Genomic DNA, 21,548 nt, shown 5'->3' on the forward strand with positions numbered 1-21,548 from the left:
TGGTTGTCGAGATCGAGGAGAAGGCGGGAGGTACGGCTGTCGTCGTGAAAGATCAGGCGGCCGCGCGTGTGCGACGGTCGATCGCGCGGGCGGCGAGGAAATCCATGAGCGCGACCCCGGCAACGATGGCGAGCGCCGTCACTGCCATGGCCCGCTTCGGGTTCGGTCTGGCAATGACGGAGCCAAGCGCCGCCATATCGGCGATATCGGCGGCGAAGCGCGTCCACACCGGGATTGAACTCGACGGGAAGGCCAGACCGATCGCGCCCGTCACCACCTCGCGAGTACCGACCGTGCGGAACAGCGTGCCGCCCTCGACCGCGCCCGCGCCGATGCCGCGACCGAAGCGCTTGCCCGCGAGGATATCGGTGATCCCGAAGGCGAGGCTGGTCGCGCCGATCGCGCTACCGATGGTCTTCGCCTCCATCAGTGGTCGGCTCGCTCGGCCTTGGCGAGCGCCTCGGGGGTCGCGCTGCCGGGCTCGGCCATCTTTCTGTGCTGTTCGGCGAGGATCGCGGCCGGAGTGACATTCGCCATCGCCTGCTGGATCTTGTTCTTCCAGCCCGAGACCACGCTCGCTTTGCCGTCCATCAGCGCGTCCCAGCCATCCTGCGCCACGTCGACCGGGTTGCTCTTCTTCGGATCGGCGCCGACCGAGGTGTCGTTCATGTCGGCGCGGTCGAAGAATTCGGTCTCGACCGGACCCGGCATAAGGGTGGTGAGGGTCACGCCCTTGGCGTCCTTGATCTCGTTCCTGAGCGCGTCGGTGAAATTGTCGACAAAGGCCTTGGTGCCATTATAGACCGCCTGGAAGCTGCCCGGGATGAAGCCCGCGATCGATCCGGTGACAAGGATCTTGCCGCTGTCGCGCGCGACCATGTCCTTCAACACCTTCTGTAGCAGATAGAGCGTGCCGGTGATGTTGGTGTCGATCACATGGCGCCAATCGGCGACCGACTGGTCGAGGAAGCCGTGGCCGAGCCCCTTGCCAGCATTGGCGCAGAGCAGGTCGATCCGGCGACCCTTGGCGGCGGCGAGCAGACGGTCGACACCTGCGGTGGTCGAGAGGTCGGCCTCGACCGCGTCGACCTGGGCGCCGTGCGCGCGCAGGTCGTCCGCGGCGGCGACGATCAGCATCTCGTCGGCGACGATGAGCAGGTCATAGCCGTCCTTCGCGGCGAGGGTGGCGAGTTCGAAGCCGATGCCGGTCGAAGCGCCGGTGATGATCGCGAATTTGTCAGCCATGTGCGTCTCTCCTCAGGCGACCGTGCCAGCGGCGAAGTCGGGCTTGAGCACGACCTTGGTCACTTCATTCTGGTTGTCGTGGAACATCTGGTAGCCCTTGGGGGCATCCTCGAGCGCCATGCGGTGCGAAATCAGGAAGGTCGTATCGATCTTGTCCTCGATGATGGCGTTCAGGAGCGCGGGCATATAATGCTGGACGCTGGTCTGGCCGGTCTTGAGCGTCAGCCCTTTCTCCATGAAGGCGCCCAACGGAAACTTGTCGACGATGCCGCCATAGACGGCCGGCATCGAGACGCGGCCGCCCTTGCGGCAGGCGACGATCGCCTGGCGGATCGAATGAATGCGATCGGTACCGAGGAAGGTCGATTTCTTGATCTGGTCGATGACATTATCGACGAAGAAGCCATGGGCTTCCAGGCCCACCGCGTCGATCACCGCATCGGGACCGATCCCGCCGGTCATCTCCATCAGCGCCTCATAGGTGGCGCTCTCCTCGAAGTTGATCGTCTCCGCGCCGAACCTCTTGGCCAGATCGAGCCGGTGCGGGAAATGATCGATCGCGATGACCCTTTCGGCGCCCATGAGAAACGCCGATTGCACCGCGAACAGCCCGACCGGGCCGCAGCCCCAGACCGCGACGGTATCGCCGGGCTCGATCCCGGCATTCTCGGCCGCCTGCCATCCGGTCGGCAGGATGTCCGAGAGGAAGAGGACCTTTTCGTCCTCTATCCCGTCAGGGATCACGATCGGGCCGACATCGGAGAAGGGGACGCGGACATATTCGGCCTGACCGCCGGCATAGCCGCCGGTGAGATGGCTGTAGCCGAACAGGCCGGACATGGGCTGACCGTAAAGCTCCTGGCCGATGTCCTGCTTGTCGGCGGGGTTGCCGTTGTCGCACGCGGAATATTGGTGCTTGCCGCAGTGGTAGCAGCTGCCGCACGCGATGGTGAACGGCACCACGACACGCTGGCCCTTCTTCAGGGTCGACTTGGGACCGGTCTCGACGACCTCACCCATGAATTCATGGCCGAGGATGTCGCCCGCCTGCATGGTCGGGATATAGCCGTCGTAGAGATGGAGGTCGGAGCCGCAGATCGCGGTCGAGGTGATCTTGATGATCGCGTCGCGCGGGTTGAGGATCTCGGGATCGTCGACGGTGTCGACGCGGACGTCATGCTTGCCGTGCCAGGTGAGAGCGCGCATCGCGGGTTAGTCCTTCTCTTCTTCGAGCTGCGCGCGCGTCCGCGATGCGGTCGCGATCTCGCCGGTCTCCATCAGTTGCTTGAAGCGCCTGAGATCGCGGCGCGCCTGGATCGCGGGCTCGCGCTGGAACATCTTGGCGATGAGCTTGCCGACGAGGCCGGCGGGCGGGTCATAGACGATCGTGGCGGTGACGATCGTGCCGCGCGCGCCAGCGTCGCGGAAGTCGATGCGGCCGCTGTTGGGAACGTCGGCGCCCTCGGTCGAGGCCCAGGCGATCGTCTCGCCGTCTTTCTCCTCTGTGATGACCGCATCCCATTCGACGGTCTTGCCGCCGGGCGCCTTCACCACCCAGTGCGACGTGGCGGCGTCCTTCACTATGACCGAGACGATATTGTCCATGAAGGTCGGCAGGTTGGTGAAGTCGCGCCAATAGGCGAACAGCTCGGCGCGCGGCCGGTTGATCGTGACTGTTCGTCCGACCAGGCTGTCGCCTTTTGCCTCGACCAGCTCGGCGGTGGCCCGATCGATCGCGGCGCCCGCATGTTTGGACGTCGAGAGCGGCGCGTCGTCGGCTCTCATGTCGGCTGTGTCGCTCATGATCGGCTTGTCTTTCGGGAAGGCGGATGAGCCCGTTCAACAGTTCGGGCTCCTCGCCGTTCCGGTCGTTTCGTCGGCTCAAGGACTGCAACCAATCGGCGGTTCGGGGGTTCGCGGAGCCGTGGGTCCGCGCGTGGGGCCGCATCGGCGTCCGCAGGGCGAACCGGACCGGTCCGGTTGATCTGAATCATGTCGATTTGTCGCCCAGCACCGTTCAGATCTGGCGGTGGGGCGGAACAGCGGACCGGTCCGAGGAGTCTTGAGCGGACGGGCGCGCCGCGCGCCTCCCTACAGAACGGAGACGCCACATGACCGAAACTTACACCGATGCCATTGCGCTGTTGAAGGCCGACCACCGCAAGGTCGAGGGCCTGTTCGAGCAATATGAGAAGGCGACCGCCGACACCAAGAAGAAGGCGCTCGCGCATCAGATCTGCACCGAGCTCAAGATCCACACGATGCTCGAGGAGGAGATCTTCTATCCGGCGTTCCGCGGCAAGATCGAGGACGACACGCTCGACGAGGCTTATGTCGAGCATGACGGCGCCAAGGTGCTGATTAACGACATCGAGGCGAACGAGCCCGGCGCGCCGTTCTTCGACGCCAAGGTGAAGGTGCTCTCCGAAGAGATCTCCCACCATGTGAAGGAAGAGGAGATGCCCTCCGAGGGCATGTTCGCCCAGTGCCGCAAGACCGATGTCGATCTCGTCGCGCTGCGCGACGCGATGCTGGAACTCAAGGCCGAGCTGATGGAGCAGGCCGAAGGCGCGGGCCTCGCTCCCGCCAAGACCACCGCGGTCAACCCGGTCGCCGCCTGACCGACCCTATCCCGGGCGGCCGCGCGCCGCCCGGTTCCTTTCTGCTAGTGTGAGACCCGCTCATGGCCTCTGCGCCGCCCCTGACCGCGCCCGACTTCCAGACCCCCGCAATCCTGCTGTCGGGTCCGGTTGATTATGACATGTATCGCGACTTCCGCGCGAAGCTTGAGCCTGCGCTTGGCCAGACCGGCGATGGCGACCGCATTCATGTCGAGCTGTCGACCCTCGGCGGCGACCCCGAAGTCGCGCGGATGATGGGCGAGGACATCCGTTTCCACTCCGACCTCCATCCAAGCCGCCGCTTCGTCTTCCTGGGCAAGGCCGCGATCTATTCGGCGGGGACGACCTTCATGTCGTTCTTTGCGATCGAGAACCGCTATCTGACCCGCGGCACCCGGCTAATGATCCATGAGCGCAAGATGTCGAAGACGCTCCAGATCGAAGGCCCGCTCACCACCTGTATCGCCAGCGTCACGGCGACCCTGCACGAAATCGAAAGTTCGATCGCGATCCAGAATGAGGGCTTCGAGAATCTGATTCGCGGCAGCCAGGTGACGATGGCGACCGTCCTCGAGAAGGCGCCGTCCAACTGGTATATCGAAGCCAATGAGGCGGTCGACCTCGGCCTCGTCACAGCGGTCATCTGAAAGACCAAGCGCTAACCATGCGCGCCCGTCTCGTCCCGCCGGTGACGCCCGACGGCCGCTATATCGTCGTGCGCGGGCGGCTCTGGCGGTGGGCCAATCCGCATCTTTCCGAGGCCGAGCGCACGCGTATGGTCGGCGAACTGATGACCGCGCGGCGGGCGGTCGGGGTTGCGCGACGGGCGGGGGACGGCGATGCCGAGAGCGCCGCGCATGTCGCGGTCGACGCCGCGAAGCGCGCTTTAGGGGAACGCGGGCCGGTCTGGTGGGACGATGGCGCGCCCGACCTCAACCGCCACATGGCGCGAACAACGAACTACGCCCACTGGTATGTCGGTCTCGAGGGCGCGCCCTAGACATGCGAAGGGCCGCGCCTCCTGGGAGTGCGCGGCCCTTCCATTGTTCAGTCCTCCGCCAGCGTGGCGACTGCGGTCCTCAGACCGATGCTCCATGGGAGCCGATCGAACCTTCAGTGCGTGCCGCTTCGGACATGAGACAATGAGACATCCGATCACCTCCTTTCAATTGTTGACGATGATCGGGAGATGGGAACGAAGTCCCCCGTTGTGAAGGGATTAGACCCCGTCGGGGCGGCTGTCGGCGCGATCCTCTTCGGGATAGTCCTCGGGCTCGACCGTCCCGACCGACGGCCGATCTTCGACGCCTTCCTGGGGCTGGCCGCCGCGCGTGCGCGGGTCAGGGTCCTGCGCGTTCGGCCGGGCGTCGCCGGCAGGGCCCCGGCGGGGCATGTCGTCGGCCTGCTTGGCGTCGGGGGCGAGCGCGCTGTCGGGGCTCGGGTCGAGGCTGTCGGGGGTATCGGACATCGTTTGTCTCCTGGCTAAGTTGGGGCGGGCAGTGCGATTGTGTCGCCGCAGTGGTGCAATCACCCCTTCTTGTTGGGGAGGCCCTTACGCTTGGTGTGGGCGAACTCCTCAAGCTGTTTCTCTGTCATCGACTCCTCCATCTGCTTGGAGGCACCTTTGAGCTTCGATTTCGGTTCATCGCCGCGCTTGGCGGCCAGTGCTGCGCCGGCGGCTTTCTGCTGGGCTTTGGATGTGGCGGGCATGGCAATCTCCTGTCGCGGTCAAACGCTTTTGAACGGCTCCCGATCCCGCTGCCGGACATCGGACCGGCTTCGCGCGTTGGGTGCGCGACGAAGGAAGAGGAGAATGTCATGGACCGAGCCAACATCTCGACTGCGCACCAGCCCAAAGGCAGTGACCGCAACCCGAGCGACACTCTCGACAAGTCCGAGGCGGCAGACGCGCATGTCGGCGAACCCACCGACAAGAGCCCCCGAAAGCGCGGAGCCCCCGATGTGGTCGACGAGAAAGGACGGCCGATCAATGGCGACGGTACGCTGAAGGATTAAGGTGGAGGCAGGGTCGAGGGCCCTGACTATGATCGCGGACAGCGCGAGGGACTGCGCCTTCCCCTAGCCGTGCTCACCGCCGAGGAAGCGAAGTGGGCGGCGTTACTCGGCGAGAGCAGGTCTTGGCGGACCAACCAGACGCGTGAAATTCGCCATAAGACCCTTCAGGTTGCGCAGAGCAGGATCCAGACCGTCCTCAAGCGATTGTCTTCGAAGGACGATGCCGCTTCGCGCGGTGAGTTGGCGGCGACGCTCGATAAACTTGGCCTCTGAGCGATCTGGGCTGGCTATTCCTGCTCTTCCCGAATCGCGCTGAGTCGGACTAGATCGGGCGCAGCTTGCCGCTACGGCGGCTGCGAGCGATGAGGAGCCCATGCCATACCGCGCCGCCGTCATCGGCGATCTTGAGCTTGTCGACATCGATCGTGAAGGTCCCACTCCGGCTTTCCTCGGAAAGATCGATGAGCATCCTTTGATCGTCCGCTTCGACGTCGCGGCGCTCGCGGCGTTGGCGGGTAGGGTAGGGCCTGGTGACGCGGTGACCGAAGCGTTGCGTGCCCGGGCGCCAGCGATAAAGGCTGCAGCGCAGGACTTGCTCGCGGGCGGCTATTGGACCGAAACCGACGACGGGATCGAAATCCTGATCACGGCGCTGGACCTCTAAACTCCAGGGCGCTGCCGATATCGCCGTGCCGGGCAAGTTCTCCGGCGAGGACGTAGGCGCCAGTTAGCGCGAGCGTTGCGCCGATCCCGCCGAGCGGGGTTACTGCCCAGGCGGCATCACCTGTCAGCACGACGCAACCGTTCGACCAACGCGGCATGCGGACCTGGCGCAGCGCATCGAAGTAGAAGTCGTCGGTCGATTCCATGCCTGCAAGCACGCGCGTCGCCTGCCATCCTGCGTCGGCGAAGGTCTCGCGCAGCCATGCCTTCTGCCGTTCGACCGGCCAGTCTTCTTCGCCATGCGCCTTCATCTGAACGGACAGGGTCGCGCGCGCGGTACCGTGGCGATCGGGTCGCAGTGAGATGCTGCGGCCACCGATCGTATGATACCAGCGCCACATTCGGTCATCGTCGGCTGCGCGCGGAATGGTGAAATAGGCGGTCGTCAGGTCCATCCAGCGAGGATCATTTTCTTCCCGAAAGACCAGCTCGCGCGTCGCCGAGCCGACGCCCTCGGCGACGATGACAAGGTCATAGCGTTCGCGCGCACCGCTCTCGAAGTGGACGGTGGCACCGTCGGAGTCCTCATCGACCGCGCAAACATGATCCCCGAAGCGGAAGGTCGCGTAGTCCTGCGCAGGTTCGTAGATCAACCGGGCGAGATCGCCGCGCAATATCTCCATCTCGGCGGTCGGGCCGTCGCCATCGAGCTGCGACGCGAGGAAGCAGGCGGCCGGCGTGCCGTCAGCCTTTATCCAGACAGTGCCCTCTTCGCCGGTGCCCTGGCGTAGCGCCTGATCCTCGAGCCCCATGCGGCGGATGACCTCGCGGCCGACGCCGCGCACATCGATATTCTGGCCGCCGTCGCGGAAAGCGGGCGCGCGTTCGACGACCGTCACGTCATGACCCTGGCGGCCGAGCCAGTAGGCAGCGGCGTTGCCGGCGATGCTGGCGCCCGTGACGAGGATCTTGTGGGAAATGGCGATGCTCCTTGTCGCGGGAGAACCGCGTGGGTGCCGTCCTGTTCCGCCAGACGCGCAGGATCGGTCGTCGCTTAAACGAGATTAAGCCGAATTGGCGGGCGGGCGTGCGGCCAAAGCGACCTTGGCGCGTTGGAGGGCAAAAGGGCGGGGATTCCTGACCTTGTCTCCACGCGCGTTCGCCGTCCGGCCTACGCGACATTATCCGAAGAAGGGGAGCCGCATGGCCAAGACACCGACCCGCACCGCCCGTCCGACCGGCGGCGAAACCCACCAGACCGTCGACGCTGGCGATGCGACCGCGATCCTGACGACCAATCATGGCGTCCCCGTCAGCGACAATCAGAATAGCCTCAAATCGGGCGCGCGGGGGCCGACCCTGCTCGAGGACTTCGTCCTGCGCGAGAAGATCTTCCACTTCGATCATGAGCGGATCCCCGAGCGGATCGTCCACGCGCGCGGTTCGGGCGCGCATGGCGTGTTCGAGGCGACCGCAGACATCTCCGACCTGTCGAAGGCCGCAGTCTTCATCAAAGGCGAGAAGACCGAGGTGTTCGTGCGCTTCTCGACAGTTGCCGGCGGCGCCGGTTCGGTCGATACCCCGCGCGACGTGCGCGGCTTCGCGGTCAAACTCTACACACGAGAAGGCAATTGGGACCTCGTCGGCAATAACATCCCCGTGTTCTTCATCCAGGACGCGATGAAGTTCCCCGACCTTGTCCATGCCGTGAAGATGGAGGCCGATCGCGGATACCCTCAAGCTGGCAGCGCGCACGACACCTTCTGGGACTGGGCATCGCTGATGCCCGAAACCACCCATATGCTGATGTGGGCAATGTCCGATCGCACCTTGCCGCGCTCGCTACGGACTATGGAAGGCTTCGGTGTCCACACCTTCAAACTGGTCAACGCCGCCGGCAAGGCGAGCTTCGTCAAATTTCACTGGAAGCCGCGCCTGGGCCTCCAATCGACGATATGGGACGAGGCGCTCAAGCTCCAGGCCGCAGACAATGATTATCACCGCCGCGACTTGTTCGAGGCCATCGACACAGGCGCCTTCCCGCAATGGGATCTCGGCATCCAGGTCTTCGATCAGGCCTTCGCCGATGCGCAGCTCTATGATGTGCTCGACGCGACCAAGCTGATCCCCGAGGAGGATGTGCCGGTCCGCCTGATAGGCACGCTGACCTTGAACCGTAACGTCGACAATTTCTTCGCCGAGACCGAGCAGGTCGCCTTCCTGCCTAGCAATGTCCCGCCGGGCATCGACTTCTCGAATGACCCGCTGCTGCAGGGCCGGCTCTTCTCCTATCTCGACACACAGAACTCGCGGTTGGGCACGACCAATTTCCACCAGATCCCGGTCAACGCGCCGCGCTGCCCGTTCGGCAATTTTCAGCGCGACGGGAAGATGCAGACAATGGTGCCCAAGGGTCGGGCGAATTACGAGCCGAACAGCCTCGCTGCGCATGGCGAGGAGGGTGGCCCCCGTGAAAGCCCTGCGCAGGGCTTCGTCACCGCCAACGCCGCGACCGGCCCCGACGAGAGCGGCGACAAGCTGCGCGTGCGCGCCGCGACCTTCGCCGACCATTATAGCCAGGCGCGGCTCTTCTACCGCTCGCAGACCGAGGCCGAGCAGGCGCATATCGCCTCGTCCTTCGTGTTCGAGCTGTCCAAGGTCGGGCTGCTCGATCAGGTCCCCGGCCGGATGGTCGCAAACCTGCGCAACGTCGATGAGGACCTCGCCAAGCGGGTCGCCGACGGGCTCGGCATCGCGCTGCCGAAGAAAGCGCCTGCCGCCAAGGAGCCCGTCGACATGGAGCCGTCCGACGCGCTGTCTATCCACAAGAATATGAAGGACACACTCGAAGGCCGCTCGGTCGGGATCCTGATCGCCGATGGCAGCGACGCGGTCGCGCTGAAGAAACTTGTTGCCGATATCACCAAGGCCAAGGGCAAGGCTGTGATCGTCGCGCCCAAGGTCGGCGGGGCCAAGCTTTCGGACGGTTCGCAGCAGAAGGCGGACGGACAACTCGCCGGCTCGCCGAGCCAGGTCTTCGACGCGATCGCAGTCCTGCTGTCGGAGGATGGGACCAAGGCGCTCTTGAGGGAGGGCGCGGCGGTCGAATTCGTGATGAACGCCTTCGGTCATCTGAAGGCGATCGGTGCGAGCGAAGCGGCCAAGCCGCTGCTCGACAAGGCTGGGGTGGTGCTCGATGACGGCGTCACCGGCCTCGATGGCGCCTTCGTGAAAGCGGCGAGTCAGCGCTTCTACGATCGCGAGCCGTCGCTGCGGACACTCGCATGATCGATCCGTTCAGTGTCTGGAGCCGGATGTTCGCCGCCGGGGTCGAGATGCAATCGACCTGGCTGCGTGGGCTCGAGACCGTGCAGGCATCGGGCGCCGTGATCGGTGCCCGGACCGATAAGATGCGCGACGCGGCGACGTCGCCCTTGACCACCGATGTCGCCGAGTTTGCGAGGATAGTCCCGGAGAAGGTCGAGGCGTTCAGCCGCAGTGCTGCTGCGATCGCGCGCGACGGCATGGCGATGCAGGCCGCCTGGGCGACGCAGATGCAGCGGGTCGGCGAAATGATGCTGCTGGGGCGGATGCCGACGATCGGTGAAGCGAGCCGACTGATGACCCAGAGCGCCGACTATGCGGTCGGCGCGATGACCGCCGGGGCGAAGCTCGGGCGCGGCGCGCTCGCGCCGGTCCATCGTACCGCCACCGGCAATGCGCGGCGGCTTAAGCGGGCGAAGGCCAAATGACAGCTGGTTTGCCGTCGATCGCCTTCGTCGGTGCCGGGCCGACGACGATCTATACCTTCTGCGCCTTCCTTAACGAGGTCGCCGGACCGGCCGAGGTCGTGATCTACGAGGATCAGCCCCGTGCCGGGCTCGGCACGCCCTATCGGCCAGGCTGGAACGACCCGGCGATGCTGTCGAACATCGCGAGCATCGAGATTCCGCCGATCGAGGAGACGCTGATCGCCTGGCTTGAGCGGCAGCCCCGCGCCCGGCTGGTGCGGCTCGGGATCGACCCCGACGAGATTGACGATCATGCCTTCTATCCGCGGCTCGCGCTCGGCGAATATTTCCTCGACCAATTCAACGCGCTGATCGACCGCGCCCGCGAGCAGGGTGTCAGGGTCGAGATCGCGACCTATACCCGGGTTACCGACATCAGCGCTGAGCCGGATGGCCTGCGTCTGAGCGTGACGCCGAAATATGGCGAATCCGCCGAGCTGTCGTTCGACCAGGTCGTGATCGCGACCGGTCATCAATGGCCCGAGGAGCCCGAGGTGCGGCCGGGCTATTTCCTCAGCCCCTGGCCCGCGACGGCGCTCCAGCGCGTCCCCGCGACGACGATCGGCATCCGCGGCAGTTCGCTGACTGCGATCGATGCCGCCGTTGCACTGGCGGTGGCGCATGGCACCTTCCTCGAAACCGAAGGCGATCCGATCGACTATCGGATTCATCCGGGGGCCGAGGCGTTCCGCGTGACGATGATGTCGCGCAAGGGGCTGCTGCCCGAGGCCGACTTCTATCACCCGGTCCCCTATGAGCCGCTCGCGATCTGCACCCCCGAGGCGATCGCGCGGCTGATCGCGGAAGATTGTCCGCAGCTGCTCGACCGGTCCTATGATCTGTTCAAGCGCGAGCTGGCGCAGGCCGACCCGGACTATTCAACGCATGTCGGCCTTGAGGCGCTGGCGCTCGAGGACTTCGCCGAGCGCTATTTCGCCGATCGCGCCGCCGTCGACCCGTTCGACTGGGCGGTCGACAATCTCGCCGAGGCCAAGGCCAACTACGAGAGCGAGACCACGGTGCCGTGGCGCTATGCGATCCTGCGCATGCACGAGGTGATCGCCGAGATCGTCCCTCACCTCGACGTCGACGCGCTCGAGCGGTTCAACCGCTATTTCAAACCGATCTTCGTCGACGAATATGCCACCGTCCCGCATCTCTCGATCGAACGCCTGCTGGCGCTCCACCGCGCCGGCTGTCTCGATGTTGTTGCGCTCGGATCGAACCACAAGGTGAACACCCATGGCGAGGAGCCCGGCGCGATCGTAACGATCGATGGCGAGAAGACACATTATCCCGTCTTCATCGACGCGATGGGCCAGCGCCCGCTCGGGCTCGAGAAATTCCCATTCCCTACCCTGCTTGAGCAGGGGATCGTCAACGATGCCGGCGATGGCGAAGACAATGCGCCGAAGGGCATCGCGGTCGACGAGCATTTCCATCCGGTGTCGGAGGATCCGGCGGCGGAGCGACTGTTCTGCCTCAGCATCCCTTTCATCCTCAGCCGCCACCCGTTCATCCAGGGCATCACCAGCTCGCACGAGATCGGCGCCATCGTCGGCGCCGATCTGGCGCGGTCGATCGCGGCGCCGGTCCCTGCCGTGGAGGGAGAGGCGGCATGAAGCTCTTCGCGATCTATATCGGCGGCGAGCATCCGGGTGCCAATATCGAGGTGCATGACGTCCGCTTCGTCGTCGCGTCCTCGATCCGCGACACCTATGATCGCCTGCGCGCCGACTGGTGGGGAACGCCCGGCACGCTCCATGTCGATTGCTGGGCCGAGATCGATCATGTCGACGGCTTCGATATCGCACTAAGACCCGAGCCCGCGACCGCGAAGGAGAAACTCTTCTTCGTCAATTTGGGCGGCTATGACGGCCAAGGCTTCGCCGAGCAGCACAAGAATATGTTCGTCGTCGCGACCTCGCCGACCGCCGCCAAGGCGCAGGCGCTCAGCGCCATCGAAGGCTGGACGGATGCGCATCGCGACGAACTCTATGAGGCCGATGGCATTTTCGCGCTCGACCAAATGATCGGCGACCGCCTCCATATCCATCTGGTCCCGGGCGCGGACCGGCGTCCGCCCAAGTTCACCTGCGCCTATAAGCCGCTCAAATAGGGCTTCGATTCAGGCCGCGCTGACCCGGACTGAGACCTCCATGCCGGCGGCGTCCTCTGGTGCGCCGAGATAGCCGCCGGTGACCGGCATGATCTGACCATTGTGACGGGCGACCGCGACCGGGATGAGATGGGCGTCGCCGACCCGCTGGTGGGTCGGGTCGAAAGTGATCCAGCCCGCGCCGGGCAGATAGACCTCCGCCCAGGCATGGGTCGAGCCGGGATCATCGGGCCGCTGCTCGGGATCGTGGAGATAGCCCGAGACGGCGCGCGCGCCGAAGCCGAGATGGCGCGCGGCCTCGATGAAGAGCGCGGCGATGTCGCGGCACGAACCGCTGCCGATCGCGAGCGTCTCGGCCGGGCTTTGCGTGCCTTCTTCATCCCTCACCCGGTAGGCGACGACCGGCGTGATGCCGGCATTGAGATCCTTGAGCAGCGCGAGCGGGTCGGACGCGACGAAGCCGCGCGCCCAGGTCGCGACGGCGTCGGCGTCCGCGCTCGCCACCGCAAGCGCGCCGAGGTCGATGCGGTCATCCTCCGAGTAGGCGAAGGGGTAGCTGTGCGCGTCGACCGCGATCGTGAAGATCGGGAAGGCCGGCGCGTCCTGCTCGACCGTCATGGTGATCGCGAGCGCGAGGTCGGCGCGCGGATCGCCGAAGCTGATCGTGGCGACGCGGTTGGCGAAGACGTCATCAGTCCAGTCGATCGTCACGCCCGGGCCTGCATCGATGGTTAGTTCGATCAGCCGCAATTCGTTGCCGCCCCGCGGAGTGACGAGGAGACGGTGCGGCAGCAGCAAGACAGGGCGGTTGAATCGATAGTGAGTGGTGTGCTGGATGGAGAGGTGCATTACCGATCAACGCTCAGCCGCGAACGATAGCCCCTAAATATTGCGAAGCCCCGGCGCGGACGGCTCGCGAAGGCATATTTTCATTCAGCTACGGCGAAAACCGGAGGCGATTTTGCCTGAGAACGCGAGAAACTCCCGGGTTTCCGGGGTTCTCATAGCCTTTCTAGATACTGGGAGTGGGCTACGTTCCAAAAACTGGATACGTATTCTGTACCGAATGAGCGTCGTTCGCTCAAAAAGCCCGGAAACGCTGGTGACCCCTACGGGACTCGAACCCGTGTTTTCGCCGTGAGAGGGCTGCGAAATTCCAATTTTAGCGTATGTCCCTGTGCGTCATCGTTCGTCCATGATCTTGAAAAAAACTGAATTTTCCTGGTAGTTGATCGTCTTCGTCCATGGTCCTCCGACAACGGCTTTTTACACGGTTATTTTCGTGTTTTGGCCAAGCCACACGACCTTGGACAGGCAGGATCAGATTACTCGTCGGTTGATAGAAAGCCCTATCACGACACGCTCGGCAAGAGGCGCACTTCCAATGGGCCTTCATTGGCGGGGTATCGATCATGATATCATCTTGGATATCGGAAGACGCGCGCGGGTGGGCGCTGGCTCGCCGCGCCGATGAGCCTTTGCTCGAATGCTGGCGGCACAAGCAGGTCGGCCCGGCCGAATGGGTTGGAGATCGCCGAGGAGAATGGACGTCGGCAGCAGAATTGACGCGACCATGGGCCGCGCTTTGCGAAAAGCTTGGGCTGGGCGGTGTCGTGCCTTACGCAATGCGGCATTCGTCGATTGTTCGAGGCATAGCGGCCGGATTGCCGATCAGATTGGTTGCCGCGAGCATGACACGATTGTGGCGATGATCGAGAAACATTATTCGCGTTGGATTGTCGAGGGACTCGAGGATCTGACAGCGAGGGCAATTATTCCTTCGAGCAGTGCGCCGGTTTCCCAGGCGGCGTAACGGCGAGATGATAACGGGGCATCCAGCCGTTTCCCGATATCGCGATTTCCGACGCTCCGTATTGGCCTTCCTGGTCCATGCGCGGCTTTCGCGCGTCTGGTGCCTAGGATTTCGCTATTGCAATATTGATTTTGCGATAACTTGACTGGCGCCGTTGGCTGACTTAGCCATGTGATCGTGGAGTCGGGCCCGTCAGAGGGCCGATGGGAGCGGGAGAGCGAGAGTGAGCGAAGCGAAGAAGGATGCCGCCTATATTCGGCGCGCGGTGGAGCTGGCGGATCCGAATGCGGTCAAGCTGGCGATGTTCCACATCACGCGTGACGAGGCGATCGCGGCGCTCCCCGTCGGGCCGAAGATGGACGCCGAACAGAAGGCATGGCTGACCGACAAGACGGTCGCCTGGCTCGAGGCCAATGCCGGCCCCGCCGACTTGACCGAGCCGGAAGAGGCCGACCTGCGGCGCATGATGGACATGGTCACCGGCATTCCCAACGGCGAAATGGAGTTCAACCTCCGCCGTGACCTGACCGGCTTCAAGGAATTCCCGTATATGGTCGATTGGACCAACGGGAAGCCCGAGATTCCCGAGGGGTTCAAGGTCGCGGTAATCGGCAGCGGCTTCGCGGGCATCGGCACCGGGGTTCAGCTCGACAATCTCGGCATTCCCTACACCGTCTATGAGCGTCGCGCCGATCCGGGCGGCGTGTGGAACATCAATCGTTATCCCGACGTCCGCGTCGACACGATCTCGATCACCTACGAATTCCTGTTCGAGCGCGGCCATGAATGGTCCGAATATTTCGGCCGCGGCGCGGAGGTTCGTGAATATCTGCGCAAGGTTTCGAAGAAGCGTGGCGTCTTCGACAAGACACGCTTCGAGCATGACCTGAAGAAGGCGACATGGGACGAGGCGCGCAACGTCTGGAAGCTCGAGTTCGAGACGCCCGACGGGATCCTGAAGGAAGAGGCCAACGCGATCATCTCATGCGCGGGCCTGTTCGCGACTCCCAAGGTCGTCGAGTGGGAAGGGCAGGAGAACTTCAAGGGCGAGATCGTCCACACCGCCTTGTGGAACGATGACATCGATCTGAAGGGCAAGAAGATCGCGACGATCGGCCAGGGGTCGACCGGCATCCAGATGCTCGGCGCGCTTTCGCGCGAAGGCAGCGAGGTCACGGTGTTCCAGCGCACCGCGCAGTGGATGATGCCGCGCGAGAAATATGGCGAGGCGATGGAGCCCGAAGTGCAGTGGCTCGTCCACAATCTGCCGGGCTATTGGAACTGGTGGCGCTACAGCGCGACCTCGGGCCTGTTCGAGACGCATGGCCTGATGCAGGTCGATCCCGAATGGCAGGCCAAGGGCGGCATCGTCAGCGAGGCGAACGACCAGATCCGCAAGGATCTGACCGCCTATATGACCTACCAGCTCGGCGGGCGGCAGGACCTGATCGACAAGGTGATGCCCGATTACGCACCCTTCTCGCGTCGCCCGATCGTCGACAATGGATGGTATAAGGCGCTGACCAACGACAATGTCGAGCTGGTCACCACCCAGATCAAACGGCTGGTCCCCGAGGGCGTCGAGACCGTCGACGGCAAGGTTTATGAGGCCGACGTGTTCGTCACGGCCACCGGTTTCGACGTGGTGAAGTATCTCTGGCCGGCGGAATATACCGGCAAGGACGGTGTCGACCTTCATCAGAAGTGGGACGAGGGCGATGGGCCGCGCGCTTATGTCGGCATGATGCACCCGGGCTTTCCAAATCTGTGGACGCTTTACGGCCCGAACTCGCAGCCCGTTTCGGGCGGCCCCGCCCAGCCGGTGTGGTTCGCGATCTGGTGCGGCTATGCGACCCAGTGCATCATCAAGATGCTTGAGACCGGCCATGCGCAGGTCGACGTCAAGCAGGACGCCTATGATCGCTACAATGCGGAGCTGGACGCCGAAGCGCACAAGCTGATTTCGATGAATGAGGTCGGCGGCGTCGGCAAGAACTACTACGTCAATACCGAGCACATGCGCCTGCAGGTCAACTCGCCGTTCTACAGCCCCTATTATCACAAGCTGTGCAGCACGCCTGTGTGGGACGAACTGGAGATCACCGGCGCGCTGAAGGTGCCCGAAGCGGCTGAATAAGCGGCGGCCGGTCGAGACGGTGAAGGGCTCCCGCGATCATGTCGCGGGGGCCCTTTTTATTTGTCAGCGTTCCGGGCAGATCGCGCGCAGGATGAAGACCTCCTTCGCCTTCAACTCCAGCAGATACCGACATTTCTGGGCTTCCAGTGCATCCAGCAACGCCGAGCGTGGTTCGGCGGAGAGCGGCACTGGCGCGTCCCAATCAACGTGGCTTGCAACGATATAGAAAGGTAATCCGCGTGGGGCTTCGGCGAGCAGCGCTTCCGCCGCCCCGTGATAGTCGTGGCGCAGCTGATAGAGGATACGCAGATCAAAGCCGCCGGGAAGCATTCGGCCTGCTTCTACTGCCGCCGCGATACGATCATATGGTTGCTGCAAAAACGTCGGCGAGAACAGGCGCGGCGGGACCGGTGCTGATCGGGGATCCGCGAGACCAAAGATACGATGCCGGCCGACCGCTGGGTCCTGGGTGCGATAATATTGGATCAAAGGTTGTGTGCCGCCCCACAGACCGATCGGCACGTCGCGCGGTTGCGCCAGCCAAGCGACGATCGGATCATTCTCCTCGTGCGCGAAATGGGTGGTGAATGCCTTGGCGATCGTCATACCCGTCGCAGCGGCGGCAATCGCGCCCAGGAACAGGACAAGCGCAGTCCGTGCTGTGTGGGTGCGCCGTTGCTGGCCAGCGATCAGGATCTGCAGGGCATTGGCGAGTAGCAGCAGCGCAAAGCCGTGGAACCACGCGACGTGGCGTGGCGCAGTCGCGGGATATACGCCGAAGGCGGCGAGTGCGGTGCAGCTCAGCACAATGACGGCAAGGATCAGCAACAGCCGCTGCGTCGCCGCAGCGCGCCATCCGGTCAGATTGATCAGAACGATCAAAGCAAGGACTGGCGCACGATTACCGAACAGACCCAAGATGGCGCTTGGTACCGCCAAGGCTGCGTGCTGGCCGCTTTGCCCATAAGCATTAGGGAAATTGTGTATCTGGACCGCGGAGCCATGTCGGATCAGCGCATAATACCCGACCGCGATGACCGCGAGTATCGCGGCGAAGCCCAGTTCCGATGCGGAGAAACGCCGGCGCCTGATAAAGGCTAAGACGGCCCAGCATCCAGTTGCGATGCCCGCGCTCAGGATGGTGGATATACCGCAGGCAATTCCCGCGACGAGGATCGCGAGGTCGGGCAAGGCGAATGGCGCGCGCCGCGACTTCGAGACGAACCAGGCTACGATAGTCGCAGTTCCGGCGATTTCGACCCCATAATATTTGAGCTCGGTGGCATAAATGGCGAGCGAGGGAACGAGCGCCGCGTAGAGCGCGACAACCGCCAATGCGATCCGAAATCCCACAATCCGTGCGACGGCGATCGTCAACCCGGCGATTACGATCAGTGCCAAGGTAAGCCGCGCTGCAATTGGGTGGAGGCGCGCCACGCCCGAACAGATCAGATTGAACAGTGGCGGCGACGCCTGTGAATAATAAGGCAAGGGATCGATCAGTCCGGCGAGATCGCGAACCGGATAGTTCGCCATCGCCATCAGTTCGTCGAACCAAAGCGACCGCTGAGCCGTACCAACGATGATAATGGCGAAGGCCAGCACAATCGCCACGCGCAAAATCGGCGCAAGCCGTATGGTCGTGATGCTGATCATGACATGGCCCCTCCAGCTTACTTGCTAGGCGGTGCCGGCGGACAGCAAAAGCCCCCGGAAAGCAAGCTCGCCGGGGGCTGTTTGATTTTTAGGCGGCCTTGGCGCGGCTTGCGCGCTTGCGCTCGTGCGGATCGAGGTGACGCTTGCGCAGGCGGATCGACTTCGGCGTGACTTCGACCATTTCGTCGTCGTCGATATAGGCAATCGCCTGTTCCAGCGTCATCTTCTTCGGCGGGGTCAGGCGGATCGCATCGTCCTTGCCGCCAGAAGCGCGGAAGTTGGTCAGCTGCTTCGCCTTCATCGGATTGACCTCAAGGTCATCCGTCTTGGCGTTCTCGCCGACGATCATGCCCTCGTAGAGCGCCTCGCCATGGCCGACGAACAGGATGCCGCGCTCTTCGAGCGGGCCGAGCGCGTAGCTGTTCGCTTCGCCCGCGCCGTTGGAGATCAGCACGCCGTTCTTGCGGCCTTCGATCGCGCCCTTGTGCGGGCCGTACTTTTCGAACAGCCGGTTCATGATGCCGGTGCCGCGGGTGTCCGACAGGAACTCGCCATGATAGCCGATCAGGCCGCGCGACGGCGCCGAGAAGGTGATGCGGGTCTTGCCACCACCCGATGGACGCATGTCGGTCATCTCGGCTTTGCGCTGGTTCATCTTGTCGACGACCGTGCCCGAATGTTCGTCGTCCACGTCGATGACGACGGTTTCGTAAGGTTCGGTCTTGCCGCCATTCTCGTCCTCACGGAACAGAACGCGCGGGCGGCTGATGCCCAGTTCGAAGCCTTCGCGGCGCATCGTCTCGATCAGCACGCCGAGTTGAAGTTCGCCGCGGCCGGCGACTTCGAAGCTGTCCTTGTCGGCGCTTTCGACCACCTTGATCGCAACATTGCTCTCGGCTTCGCGGAACAGGCGGTCGCGGATCATGCGCGACGTAACCTTCGACCCTTCACGACCCGCCATCGGCGAATCGTTGACGGCGAAGCGCATCGACAGCGTCGGCGGATCGATCGGCTGCGCCTGGATCGGCACCGAAACCGAAACGTCGGCGATCGTGTTGGAAACGGTGGCGACCGTCAGGCCCGCCAGCGAGATGATGTCGCCGGCCTTCGCCTCGTCGACGGGCACGCGATCGAGCCCGCGGAACGACATGATCTTCGACGCGCGGCCGGTCTCGATCACCTTGCCGTCCATGTCGAGCGCGTGGATCGGCTGGTTGACCTTCACGGTGCCCGAGGTGACGCGGCCGGTGAGCACGCGGCCCAGGAAGTTGTCGCGATCGAGCAGCGTCACCAGGAAGGTGAAGGGTGCATCGACGTCCAGCGCCGGCGGCGGCACGTGATCGACGATCTTCTGGAACATCGGGGTCAGCGTGCCCGAGCGCGCCTTGGGATCATCGCTGGCATAGCCATTGCGGCCCGACGCGTAGAGAACGGGGAAGTCGAGCTGCTCGTCGGTCGCTTCGAGCGTGACGAACAGATCGAACACTTCGTCGAGCACTTCCTGGATGCGCTCGTCGGGGCGATCGACCTTGTTGACGACGACGATCGGGCGCAGGCCCAGCGCCAGCGCCTTGCCGGTGACGAACTTGGTCTGCGGCATCGCGCCTTCGGAGCTGTCGACCAGCAGGATCACGCCGTCGACCATCGAGAGGATGCGCTCCACCTCACCGCCGAAGTCGGCGTGGCCGGGCGTATCGACGATGTTGATGCGGGTGCCTTCCCAATCGATCGAGGTCGGCTTCGCAAGGATGGTGATCCCGCGTTCCTTTTCCAGATCGTTCGAGTCCATAGCGCGCTCTTCGATGCGCTGATTGTCGCGGAAGGTGCCGGACTGGCGGAACAGCTGGTCGACCAGCGTGGTCTTGCCGTGGTCGACGTGCGCGATGATAGCCACGTTGCGCAGGCTCATGGTCTCGAATTCCTGAAGTATGGAGAAGTTGGCGGGCCCATATCGGATTTGGCGCGGCGCAACAAGGGCGGGCGCCGTCACGATCATCCTGACGGCCGCTGGGCGAAAAAATGGGCCGGCTCCTTGGGGAACCGGCCCGAAAGTTTTTAGGAGAGGATGCCTGAAAGGCCCGTCCCTTTTGTGGTGCAGTGGATGATTCGACAAATGTTGATGCAGCAAGCACGATTGCGTTTCATGCAATTTGCGACGATTTCACTTTCTGCAACTCGCGCCGGGCCGAAACGATCCCGAGACCGTATCGCTTGAATAATGCACCTGAGGCGGCCATCTTGGCTGCCGGAATAGGGAGACCCAGCGAATGGCCACGACCAGCACCGCCACCGAGGAAGCCGATCTGGTCCTCCAGGCGCCCGCGCCGGTCAAGGTTCTCGCCCCCGAAAAGGCGGCGGGACTGGTGCCGTTGAAGGACGAACAGCGATCGAAGCTCGACGAGAAAGTCGACGGCTTCATCGAGGCGCTGGTCTCGCACGACGTCAACAGCCCCGAATTCGGCAAGCAGGTCGATTCGATCAGCAATATGGGCCGTAAGGAAATCGCCGAGGCCGCGGGCCAGTCGAACCGTTTCCTCGACCGCCCCGTGCGCGCGATCGACGCCGATACCGGGGTCGGCGCGGACCTTGCCCAGCTGCGTCGCACGATCGAGGATCTCGATCCCGGCGCGCGTGGCGACCTGTTTCAGCGCAAGAAGCTGTTCGGTATCATCCCGTTCGGCAACAAGATGCGCGACTATTTCGACAGCTATAAGAGCGCGCAGAGCCACATCGCCTCGATCCTGCGCAGCCTGGCTTCGGGCAAGGACGAACTGATCAAGGATAATGCCGCGATCGATGTCGAACGGCAGAATCTGTGGGCGGCGATGGGCCGGCTCGAACAGATGATCCACCTTTCGAAGACGCTCGACGAGCGGCTTGAGACCAAGGCGCTCGAACTCGACAGCAGCGATCCGGAAAAGGCCAAGGCGATTCGTGAGACGGCCTTGTTCTACGTCCGCCAGCGCAGCCAGGATCTGCTCACCCAGATGGCGGTGACGGTGCAGGGCTATCTGGCGCTCGATCTGGTCAAGAAGAACAATGTCGAGCTGGTGAAGGGCGTCGATCGCGCATCGACCACCACGGTTGCGGCGCTCCGCACTGCCGTCACGGTCGCACAGGCGCTGGGCAACCAGAAGCTCGTGCTCGAACAGATCACCGCGCTCAACACGACCACCGCCAACATGATCGAGAGCACCGGCACGATGCTCAAGAACCAGACGGGCGAGATCCACAAGCAGGCGGCGTCGTCGACCATACCGGTCGAAACGCTGCAGCGCGCATTTCAGAACATCTACGACACGATGGACGCGATCGATCGCTTCAAGGTCGAGGCCCTGTCGTCGATGAAGCAGACCGTCGGCACGCTCACCACCGAGGTCGAAAAGTCGAAGGGCTATATCGCCCGCGCCGAGGGCGCCGCCCAGGCCCAATCGCAAGGCCGCGGCGCCGACCCGCTCGCCGCACTTGAAGGCTGACAGGGCTAGCT

The 21,548-nt window shown here is 63.7% G+C and carries 22 protein-coding genes; 11 read left to right on the plus strand and 11 right to left on the minus strand.

The window, feature by feature from the left end:
* Nucleotides 1-52: 52 nt before the first annotated feature.
* From FYJ91_RS08605 to FYJ91_RS08620, 4 genes are read right to left on the minus strand one after another with little or no spacing between them, the layout of a single operon-like run.
* A complete protein-coding gene (locus FYJ91_RS08605; RefSeq protein ID WP_149521846.1) occupies nt 53-427 on the minus strand; it encodes a hypothetical protein in 375 nt (124 codons plus the stop codon).
* Nucleotides 427-1,245, minus strand: a complete 819-nt coding sequence (locus FYJ91_RS08610) for an SDR family NAD(P)-dependent oxidoreductase (protein WP_149521847.1) — start codon at nt 1,243-1,245, stop codon at nt 427-429. The genes FYJ91_RS08605 and FYJ91_RS08610 overlap by 1 nt, the downstream gene beginning before the upstream one ends.
* A 12-nt stretch (nt 1,246-1,257) precedes the next feature.
* Entirely contained in the window at nt 1,258-2,451 is a 1,194-nt protein-coding gene (locus tag FYJ91_RS08615; protein ID WP_149521848.1) for a zinc-dependent alcohol dehydrogenase, read from the minus strand.
* A gap of 6 nt (nt 2,452-2,457) precedes the next feature.
* Nucleotides 2,458-3,048: an SRPBCC family protein gene (locus FYJ91_RS08620; RefSeq protein ID WP_149521849.1), complete on the minus strand. Its 591-nt coding sequence runs from the start codon at nt 3,046-3,048 to the stop codon at nt 2,458-2,460.
* A gap of 308 nt (nt 3,049-3,356) precedes the next feature.
* Between FYJ91_RS08620 and FYJ91_RS08625 the strand changes: the two genes are divergently transcribed.
* The 3 genes from FYJ91_RS08625 (at nt 3,357) to FYJ91_RS08635 (ending at nt 4,866) form a co-directional block, all read left to right on the plus strand.
* The gene (locus FYJ91_RS08625) at nt 3,357-3,866 is read left to right on the plus strand and encodes a hemerythrin domain-containing protein (RefSeq protein ID WP_149521850.1); all 510 of its coding nucleotides are present in this window, start codon (nt 3,357-3,359) and stop codon (nt 3,864-3,866) included.
* Nucleotides 3,867-3,928: 62 nt separating this feature from the next.
* Complete coding sequence (locus tag FYJ91_RS08630; protein WP_149521851.1) at nt 3,929-4,513, plus strand: ATP-dependent Clp protease proteolytic subunit; 585 nt, start codon at nt 3,929-3,931, stop codon at nt 4,511-4,513.
* A gap of 17 nt (nt 4,514-4,530) precedes the next feature.
* Nucleotides 4,531-4,866, plus strand: a complete 336-nt coding sequence (locus tag FYJ91_RS08635; RefSeq protein WP_181008406.1) for a hypothetical protein — start codon at nt 4,531-4,533, stop codon at nt 4,864-4,866.
* Nucleotides 4,867-5,085: 219 nt separating this feature from the next.
* On the opposite strand, the gene FYJ91_RS08640 is transcribed toward FYJ91_RS08635, so the two are convergent.
* Entirely contained in the window at nt 5,086-5,334 is a 249-nt protein-coding gene (locus tag FYJ91_RS08640) for a hypothetical protein (RefSeq protein ID WP_149521852.1), read from the minus strand.
* Between the two features lie 59 nt (nt 5,335-5,393).
* Nucleotides 5,394-5,576, minus strand: a complete 183-nt coding sequence (locus tag FYJ91_RS08645) for a DUF3008 family protein (RefSeq protein WP_149521853.1) — start codon at nt 5,574-5,576, stop codon at nt 5,394-5,396.
* A gap of 108 nt (nt 5,577-5,684) precedes the next feature.
* On the opposite strand from FYJ91_RS08645, the gene FYJ91_RS08650 reads away from it, so the two are divergent.
* Nucleotides 5,685-5,882 (plus strand): hypothetical protein, encoded by a 198-nt coding sequence (locus FYJ91_RS08650; RefSeq protein ID WP_149521854.1) that lies wholly within the window; start codon nt 5,685-5,687, stop codon nt 5,880-5,882.
* Between the two features lie 322 nt (nt 5,883-6,204).
* On the opposite strand, the gene FYJ91_RS20570 is transcribed toward FYJ91_RS08650, so the two are convergent.
* A complete protein-coding gene (locus FYJ91_RS20570; RefSeq protein ID WP_181008407.1) occupies nt 6,205-6,351 on the minus strand; it encodes a hypothetical protein in 147 nt (48 codons plus the stop codon).
* A 3-nt stretch (nt 6,352-6,354) separates the two neighbouring features.
* On the opposite strand from FYJ91_RS20570, the gene FYJ91_RS08660 reads away from it, so the two are divergent.
* Complete coding sequence (locus FYJ91_RS08660) at nt 6,355-6,546, plus strand: hypothetical protein (RefSeq protein ID WP_149521855.1); 192 nt, start codon at nt 6,355-6,357, stop codon at nt 6,544-6,546.
* Here FYJ91_RS08660 and FYJ91_RS08665 read toward each other — a convergent pair.
* Nucleotides 6,527-7,531 carry an FAD-dependent monooxygenase gene (locus tag FYJ91_RS08665; RefSeq protein ID WP_342788004.1) on the minus strand — a complete coding sequence of 335 codons (1,005 nt, stop codon included), beginning with the start codon at nt 7,529-7,531 and terminating at the stop codon, nt 6,527-6,529. The genes FYJ91_RS08660 and FYJ91_RS08665 overlap by 20 nt on opposite strands.
* 217 nt (nt 7,532-7,748) lie before the next feature.
* Between FYJ91_RS08665 and FYJ91_RS08670 the strand changes: the two genes are divergently transcribed.
* Genes FYJ91_RS08670 through FYJ91_RS08685 form a run of 4 tightly spaced genes read left to right on the plus strand, consistent with a single transcriptional unit; the run spans nt 7,749 to nt 12,455 of the window.
* Nucleotides 7,749-9,833, plus strand: a complete 2,085-nt coding sequence (locus FYJ91_RS08670; RefSeq protein WP_149521857.1) for a catalase — start codon at nt 7,749-7,751, stop codon at nt 9,831-9,833.
* Entirely contained in the window at nt 9,830-10,297 is a 468-nt protein-coding gene (locus tag FYJ91_RS08675; protein WP_149521858.1) for a hypothetical protein, read from the plus strand. The genes FYJ91_RS08670 and FYJ91_RS08675 overlap by 4 nt, the downstream gene beginning before the upstream one ends.
* On the plus strand, nt 10,294-11,958 hold the full coding sequence (locus tag FYJ91_RS08680; RefSeq protein ID WP_149521859.1) for an FAD/NAD(P)-binding protein: 1,665 nt from the start codon (nt 10,294-10,296) through the stop codon (nt 11,956-11,958). Before FYJ91_RS08675 ends, FYJ91_RS08680 begins: the two co-directional genes overlap by 4 nt.
* On the plus strand, nt 11,955-12,455 hold the full coding sequence (locus FYJ91_RS08685) for a DUF1543 domain-containing protein (protein ID WP_149521860.1): 501 nt from the start codon (nt 11,955-11,957) through the stop codon (nt 12,453-12,455). Before FYJ91_RS08680 ends, FYJ91_RS08685 begins: the two co-directional genes overlap by 4 nt.
* Nucleotides 12,456-12,464: 9 nt before the next feature.
* Here the strand turns inward: FYJ91_RS08685 and FYJ91_RS08690 are convergent, their stop codons facing one another.
* Nucleotides 12,465-13,304 (minus strand): transglutaminase family protein, encoded by an 840-nt coding sequence (locus FYJ91_RS08690; protein WP_149521861.1) that lies wholly within the window; start codon nt 13,302-13,304, stop codon nt 12,465-12,467.
* Nucleotides 13,305-14,491: 1,187 nt separating this feature from the next.
* Here FYJ91_RS08690 and FYJ91_RS08700 point away from each other — a divergent pair.
* The gene (locus FYJ91_RS08700; RefSeq protein ID WP_149521863.1) at nt 14,492-16,405 is read left to right on the plus strand and encodes a flavin-containing monooxygenase; all 1,914 of its coding nucleotides are present in this window, start codon (nt 14,492-14,494) and stop codon (nt 16,403-16,405) included.
* A gap of 63 nt (nt 16,406-16,468) precedes the next feature.
* Here the strand turns inward: FYJ91_RS08700 and FYJ91_RS08705 are convergent, their stop codons facing one another.
* Together FYJ91_RS08705 and typA are read right to left on the minus strand one after the other, a co-directional pair.
* Nucleotides 16,469-18,061 (minus strand): hypothetical protein, encoded by a 1,593-nt coding sequence (locus tag FYJ91_RS08705; protein WP_181008408.1) that lies wholly within the window; start codon nt 18,059-18,061, stop codon nt 16,469-16,471.
* An 88-nt stretch (nt 18,062-18,149) separates the two neighbouring features.
* Entirely contained in the window at nt 18,150-19,970 is a 1,821-nt protein-coding gene (gene typA / locus FYJ91_RS08710) for a translational GTPase TypA (RefSeq protein WP_149521865.1), read from the minus strand.
* Between the two features lie 358 nt (nt 19,971-20,328).
* On the opposite strand from typA, the gene FYJ91_RS08715 reads away from it, so the two are divergent.
* Nucleotides 20,329-21,537 carry a toxic anion resistance protein gene (locus FYJ91_RS08715; protein ID WP_149521866.1) on the plus strand — a complete coding sequence of 403 codons (1,209 nt, stop codon included), beginning with the start codon at nt 20,329-20,331 and terminating at the stop codon, nt 21,535-21,537.
* Nucleotides 21,538-21,548 lie beyond the last annotated feature (11 nt).

The organism is Sphingomonas montanisoli, from assembly GCF_008274695.1.
In the GTDB taxonomy this organism is placed as follows: Bacteria; Pseudomonadota; Alphaproteobacteria; order Sphingomonadales; family Sphingomonadaceae; genus Rhizorhabdus; species Rhizorhabdus montanisoli.